The organism is Longimicrobium sp., assembly GCA_036389135.1.
Classification (GTDB): Bacteria; Gemmatimonadota; Gemmatimonadetes; order Longimicrobiales; family Longimicrobiaceae; genus Longimicrobium.
Map to the genome: position 1 here is coordinate 36,429 of DASVQP010000093.1, position 6,776 is coordinate 43,204.

The 6,776-nt window shown below is 75.1% G+C and carries 2 protein-coding genes; both read left to right on the plus strand.

Translation table 11 applies throughout. The features are described 5' to 3' along the window. The first annotated feature begins 41 nt into the window (after positions 1 to 41). Positions 42 to 5,066, plus strand: a complete 5,025-nt coding sequence (locus tag VF584_20485) for an amino acid adenylation domain-containing protein (protein ID HEX8212567.1) — start codon at positions 42 to 44, stop codon at positions 5,064 to 5,066. Then, positions 5,063 to 6,776: condensation domain-containing protein (locus VF584_20490; protein HEX8212568.1), on the plus strand; the 1,714-nt coding region annotated here is incomplete at its 3' end. The genes VF584_20485 and VF584_20490, both read left to right, overlap by 4 nt.

Below are 6,776 nucleotides of genomic sequence, written 5' to 3' on the forward strand. Positions count from 1 at the left end.
AGAACGATTCTGCAAGCTTCGCCACCTCCGTACCATGGGATTTGACGACTATCAGAGCGGAATGGGAGGAGCGCGTGGCGGTCTCCTCCGCGGACGCCGCGCTCACCTACGCGGAGCTGCACGCGGCCGCGGACCAGCTGGCGGTGCGGCTGCGGCGGCTGGGGGTGGGGCCCGAGGTGCGGGTGGGGATCTGCCTGGAACGGTCGGTGGAGCTGGTGGTGGCGGTGCTCGGCGTGTGGAAGGCGGGGGGCGCCTACCTCCCCCTGGACCCCGGCTACCCGGCCGACCGCCTCGCCTACATCCTGGCCGACAGCGGGGCCGGGGTGGTGGTGACCACGGGCGCGCTGGAGGGCCGGCTTCCCGCGGCGCCGGGAGTCACGCGGGTGCGGCTGGACGAGCCGGGGGCGGACGGCGCGGCGCAGCCAGCCGTGCAGCCGGCCCCGGAGCAGCTGGCGTACGTCATCTACACCTCCGGCTCCACGGGGCGCCCCAAGGGGGTGGGGGTCACCCACCGCGCGCTCGCCAACCACATGCGGTGGATGCAGGACGCGCTGCCGCTGGGGGCGGACGACCGGGTGCTGCAGAAGACCCCCTTCGGCTTCGACGCCTCGGTGTGGGAGATCGTGGCACCGCTGCTGGCCGGCGCGCGCCTGGTGCTGGCCCGCCCCGGCGGCGAGCGCGACCCGGAGTACCTGGTGAGCACCATCGCCGCGGAGTCGGTCACCGTGCTGCAGGTGGTGCCCTCGCTTCTCCGCGCGCTTCTGGAGTGCCGGGGGCTGGAGCGGTGCGGGAGCCTGCGGCGGCTCCTCTCCGGCGGCGAGCTGCTGCCGGCGGCGCTGGCCGCGGCGGCACGGGAGCGGCTGGCCGGGGTGGAGGTGGTGAACCTGTACGGGCCCACCGAGGTGTGCATCGACGCCACCTGGCACCGCGTGACGGGGGCGGAGGAAGGGGAGGGGATCCCCATCGGCCGCCCCGTGACGGGGGTGCGCGCCTACGCGCTGGACGCGGCGCTGCGCCCCGTGGGCGAGAAGGTGCCGGGGGAGCTGTACCTGGGCGGGGCGCAGGTGGCGCGCGGCTACCTGGGGCGGGCGGGGCTCACCGCCGACCGCTTCGTGCCGGACCCGTACGCGGCCGAGCCGGGGGCGCGCATGTACCGCACGGGCGACCGGGTGCGGTGGCGGGCGGGGGGCGAGCTGGACTTCCTGGGGCGCGTGGACGACCAGGTCAAGCTGCGCGGCTTCCGCATGGAGCTGGGCGAGGTGGAGGCGGCGCTGGCGCGGCAGCCGGGGGTGCGGGCGGCCGCGGCGGCGGTGCGCGGCGCGGGGGCGGAGCAGCGCCTGGTGGGCTACGTGGTGGCGGAGGCGGGTGCCTCGGCGTCCGCGCTGCGAGAAGCGGTGGGGCGCGAGCTTCCGGAGTACATGGTGCCCCAGGCCGTGATGCTGCTGGAGCGCCTCCCCCTTTCGCCCAACGGCAAGCTGGACCGCCAGGCCCTTCCGGAGCCCGAGTTCACGGGCGACGCCGGGCGCTACCAGGCGCCGCGCACCGCCACCGAAAGGGCTCTGGCCGGGCCCTGGGGAGAGGTGCTGGGGGTGGAGCGCGTGGGGGTGCACGACAGCTTCTTCGACCTGGGCGGCCACTCGCTGCTGGCCATGCAGGTGGCCTCGCGCATCCGCGACGAGCTGGGGATCGAGCTTCCGCTGCACGCGCTGTTCACCACCCCCACCATCGCCGGGCTGGCGGAGCAGCTGGACGCGGGGGCCATCCGCATGGAGCCGCGCCTTCCCGCCATCGTCCCCGCCCCGCGCGATGGGCCGGCGCCGCTCTCCTTCGCGCAGGAGCAGGTGTGGTTCCTCCAGCGCCTCCACCCGGAGAGCAAGGCGTACCACTACCAGACGGTGCTGGAGCTGAACGGCGCGCTGGACCCCGAAGCGCTGCGGGCGGCGCTCCAGGAGATCGTGCGGCGCCACGAGATCTTCCGCACCACCTTCCCCGAGGTGCAGGGCCGTCCCGTGCAGCAGGTGCACGAGCCGTGGACGGTGGATCTCCCCGTGGTGGACCTCCGCTCCGGCCCGCGCGAGGCGCGCGAGGGGGCGGCGCACCGCCGCGTGGAGGCGGAGATCCGCGTTCCCTTCTACCTGGACCAGCTTCCCCTGGTGCGGTGGACGCTGCTGCGGCTGGACGACGAGCGGTACTGGCTGGCGCACGTGGAGCAGCACCTGGTGCACGACGGGTGGTCGTTCCACCGCTTCCTGGGAGAGCTGCTGGAGCTTTACCGCGCCTTCGCGGCCGGCCTCCCCTCGCCCCTCCCTGAGCTGGAGGTGCAGTTCGCCGACTTCGCGGGGTGGCAGCGCTCGTGGATCCGCAGCGAATCCGCCGCCGCGCATCTGGAGTTCTGGCGCCGCAACCTGGAGGGCGCCCCGCCGCTGCTGGCGCTCCCGCGCGACCGGCCGCGCCCGCCCCGCCCCACCTTCCGCGGCACCGACGAGCGGGTGGAGCTCTCCGCCGCCCTCTACCAGTCGGTGGGCGCGCTGGCGCGGACGGAGCAGGCCACCCCCTACATGGTGATGCTGGCCGCCTTCCTGGTGCTCCTGCGCCGCTACACCGGCGAGGACGACCTGTGCGTGGGCTCGGGGCTGGCCAACCGGCGGCTGCGCGAGACGGAGCCGCTGCTGGGCATGCTGGTGAACATGGTGGTGATGCGCACCGACCTTTCGGGCGAGCCCACCTTCCGCGAGCTGGTGCGGCGGGTGCGCACCACCGTGCTGGACGCCCAGTCCCACCAGGAGATGGCCTTCGACGAGCTGGTCCGTACGCTGAAGCCGGAGCGGAACCTGGGGTTCAACCCGATCTTCCAGGTGGGGTTCAGCTTCCACGACGCGGCCATGCCGCAGGTGGAGGTGCCGGGGCTGAAGGTGACGGTGCGCGAAGGGCTCAACAACGGCTCCTCCAAGTTCGACATGGACGTGGTGGGGATCCCGCGGCCGCCCTACGCCGCCGGCTTCAGCTACGGGTGGGAGCCGGGCGGGCTCACGCTGATCTGGACGTACAGCGTGGAGATGTTCGAGGGGAGCACCATCCGGCGCATGCTCCGCCAGTACCTGGCGCTGCTGGCCGAGGTGGTGGCCGACGCGGACCGCGGGATCGCCGGGCTCCCCCTTCTGGCCGGCGACGAGCGGCGGGAGGTGCTGGGGGCGTGGAGCGGCACCCTCCCCGCCTTCCCCGCGGACCGCACCCTCCACGAGTGCTTCGCGGAGCAGGTGCGGCGGACTCCCGGGGCGGTGGCCCTGGTATGCGAGGGAAGCACGCTCTCGTACCGGGAGCTGGACGCCGCCGCGGAGCGCCTGGCGCGCGGCCTCCGCGGGCGCGGGGTGGGGCCGGAGGTGCGGGTGGCGCTCTGCGCCGAACGCTCGGCCGAGATGGTGGTGGGGGTGCTGGGAATCCTCAAGGCCGGCGGCGCATACGTGCCGCTGGACCCGTCGTACCCCGCCGACCGGCTGCGCTACGTGCTGGCGGACTCGCGCGCTTCGCTCCTCCTCACGCAGGAGGCGCTGCGGGACCGCTTCGCCGGGCAGCCGGTGGAGGTGGTGTGCATCGGCGAGGCCGGGAGCGACGCCCGCTCCGACGCCCGCCCCGGGGCCGGCCCCGGCAACCTGGCGTACGTCATCTACACCTCCGGCAGCACCGGCATGCCCAAGGGGGTGGCGGTGGAGCATCGCGCCGCCGTCAACCACATGCGGTGGATGCAGGACGCGCTGCCGCTGGGGGCGGACGACCGGGTGCTGCAGAAGACCCCCTTCGGCTTCGACGCCTCGGTGTGGGAGCTGTTCGCGCCGCTGCTGGCCGGCGCGCGCCTGGTGCTGGCCCGCCCCGGCGGCGAGCGCGACCCGGAGTACCTGGTGAGGACCGTGGCCGAGCAGGGGGTGACGGTGCTGCAGGTGGTGCCCTCGCTGCTGGGCCCGCTGCTGGCGGCGGGGCTGCGCTCGTGCCGCGGACTGCGGCGCCTCTTCTCCGGCGGCGAGCCTCTCCCCGGCGAGCTCGCCCGCACCCTGGCGGCGGAGCTCGCGGCCGAGGTGGTGAACCTGTACGGGCCCACCGAGGTGTGCATCGACGCCACCTGGCACCGCGTGACGGGGGCGGAGGAAGGGGAGGGGATCCCCATCGGCCGCCCCGTGGCGGGGGTGCGCGCCTACGTGCTGGACGCGGCGCTGCGCCCCGTGCCCACGGGGGTGCCGGGGGAGCTGTACCTGGGCGGGGCGCAGGTGGCGCGCGGCTACCTGGGGCGGCCGGGGCTCACCGCCAGCCGCTTCGTGCCGGACCCGTACGCGGCCGAGCCGGGGGCGCGCATGTACCGCACGGGCGACCGGGTGCGGTGGCGGGCGGGGGGCGAGCTGGACTTCCTGGGGCGCGTGGACGACCAGGTGAAGCTGCGCGGCTTCCGCATTGAGCCCGGCGAGATCGAGGAGGCGCTGCGGGCCGAGCCGGGGGTGCGCGACGCCGTGGTGGTGGTGCGCGAGGACACGCCCGGGGACCGGCGGCTGGTGGCGTACGTGGTGGCGGTGGCGGACCCGGCCGCGCTGCGCGACGCGGTGCGCGCCCGGCTCCCGGAGTACATGGTGCCCGCGGCGGTGGTGGTGCTGGACGCGCTCCCGCTCACCCCCAACGGCAAGGTGGACCGGAAGGCCCTCCCGGCGCCGGAGTATGGAGGGAGGGGGTACGTGGGGCCGCGGACGGAGGTGGAGTCGGCGCTGGCGGGGATCTGGGCGGAGGTGCTGGGGGTGGAGCGGGTGGGGGTGGAGGACGACTTCTTCGCGCTGGGCGGGCACTCGCTGCTGGCCACGCAGGTGGTGGCCCGGGTGCGCGACCGGATGGGGGCCGAGCTCCCCCTGCACCTCCTCTTCCGCACCCCCACGGTGGTGGCGCTGGCCCCCATGCTCGTTTCCGCCGGGGAGGACCAGATCGAGCGCGCGCGGAGCGCGGACGAGATGCTGGAGCGGCTGGACCAGCTCTCCGCCGGGGAGGTGGAGCGCCTGCTGAGCGACCTGGCGGGCGAAGGACACTCGCGATGAGCAGCATGGAACCGGTGCTGGAGCCGGGGGAGGACCGCCGGGCCCTCCTCGCCCGGCTCCTGCGGGAGCGGGCGGCGGCGCGAAGCTACCCGCTCTCCTTCGCCCAGGAGCGCCTCTGGTTCTGGGAACAGCTGGAGCCGGGAAGCTCCCTCTACAACACGGCGTTCGCGCTGCGGCTGCGCGGCGCGCTGGACGTGGAAGCGCTGCGGCGGAGCATCGACGGGATCGTGCGCCGGCACGAGGTGCTCCGCTCCCGCTTCACCGTGGTGGATGGGCGGCCGGTGCAGGTGGCGGAGGCCGGGGCCCGGGCGGAGCTGCAGGTGGAAGCGCTGGACGCGCTCCCCGAAGCCGAGCGCGAGGCGCGGCTGGCGAGCGCCCTCACCCAGGCCACCGAGCGCCCCTTCGACCTGGGTGCCGCCCCGGTGATCCGGGCCTGCCTCTTCCGCCTTTCCGCGCGGGAGCACGTGCTGGCGCTGGTGCTCCACCACATCGCCAGCGACGCGTGGAGCCTGGAGGTGCTGCTGCGCGAGCTCTCCGCCCTGTACGCCGCGGAGGTGCGGGGTGAGGACGCGGCGCTCCCCAGCCTCCCCATCCAGTACGGCGACTACGCCGCCTGGCAGCGGAAGCGCCTGAACGGCGACGCGGCGGAGGCGCCCCTGGCGTACTGGCGGGAGCGGCTGGCCGGCGCGCCCGCGCTGCTGGAGCTCCCCACCGACCGGCCGCGGGGCGCGGTGCGCCGCCACCGCGGGGCGGACCACCGCTTCACCCTGGCGCCGGAGCTCACGGCGCGGCTCCTGGCGCTGGCGCAGCGGGAGGGGTGCACCCTCTACATGGCGCTGCTGGCCGGCTTTCAGGCGGTGCTGGCCCGGCACAGCGGCCAGGACGACGTGGTGGTGGGCGCGCCGATCTCCTACCGCGGGCGTAGCGAGACGCAGGGGCTGATCGGCTTCTTCCTCAACACGCTGGCGCTGCGCACCGACCTGGGCGGCGACCCCACCTTTCGCGAGCTGCTGGGGCGCGTACGCGAAACGGCGCTGGGCGCGTACGAGCACCAGCAGCTCCCCTTCGAGCGGGTGGTGGAGGAGCTCCGCCCCGAGCGTGCGCTGAGCAGCACCCCCCTCTTCCAGGCGATGCTGGCGCTGTACGACGCCCCCGGCGCCGCGGCGCGGCTCCCGGGGCTGGTGGCGACCACGGAGCCCATCGAGCGTCGCATCGCGCGCTTCGACCTGTCGCTGCTGGTGGAGCAGGGAGGGGGCGAGCTGCGCGCCGTCCTCAACTACGACGCCGATCTCTTCGACGACGCCTTCGCCCAGCGCTTCGCGGCCCACTTCGCCACGCTGCTGGGTGATGCCGTGGCCGATCCGGACGCGAGGCTCTCCCGGCTGGAGCTGCTGCGCGGGGCCGAGCGCGAGCGGGTGCTGGAGTGGGGAGCGGTGCGCGAGCGGATGGGGGCGGGGCGGTGCCTCCACCACCGCTTCGAGGAGCAGGCGGCCCGCACGCCGGCGGCCGTGGCCGTGACCTGCGAGGGCGAGTCGCTGAGCTACGCCGGGCTGGAAGCGCGCGCGGAGTGCATCGCCCGCCACCTGCGCGGGCTGGGGGTGGGGCCCGAGGTGCGGGTGGCGCTCTTCCTGGAGCGCTCGGTGGAGATGGTGGCGGCGGTGCTGGGCGTGCTCAAGGCCGGCGGGTGCTACGTGCCGCTGGACCCGGTGT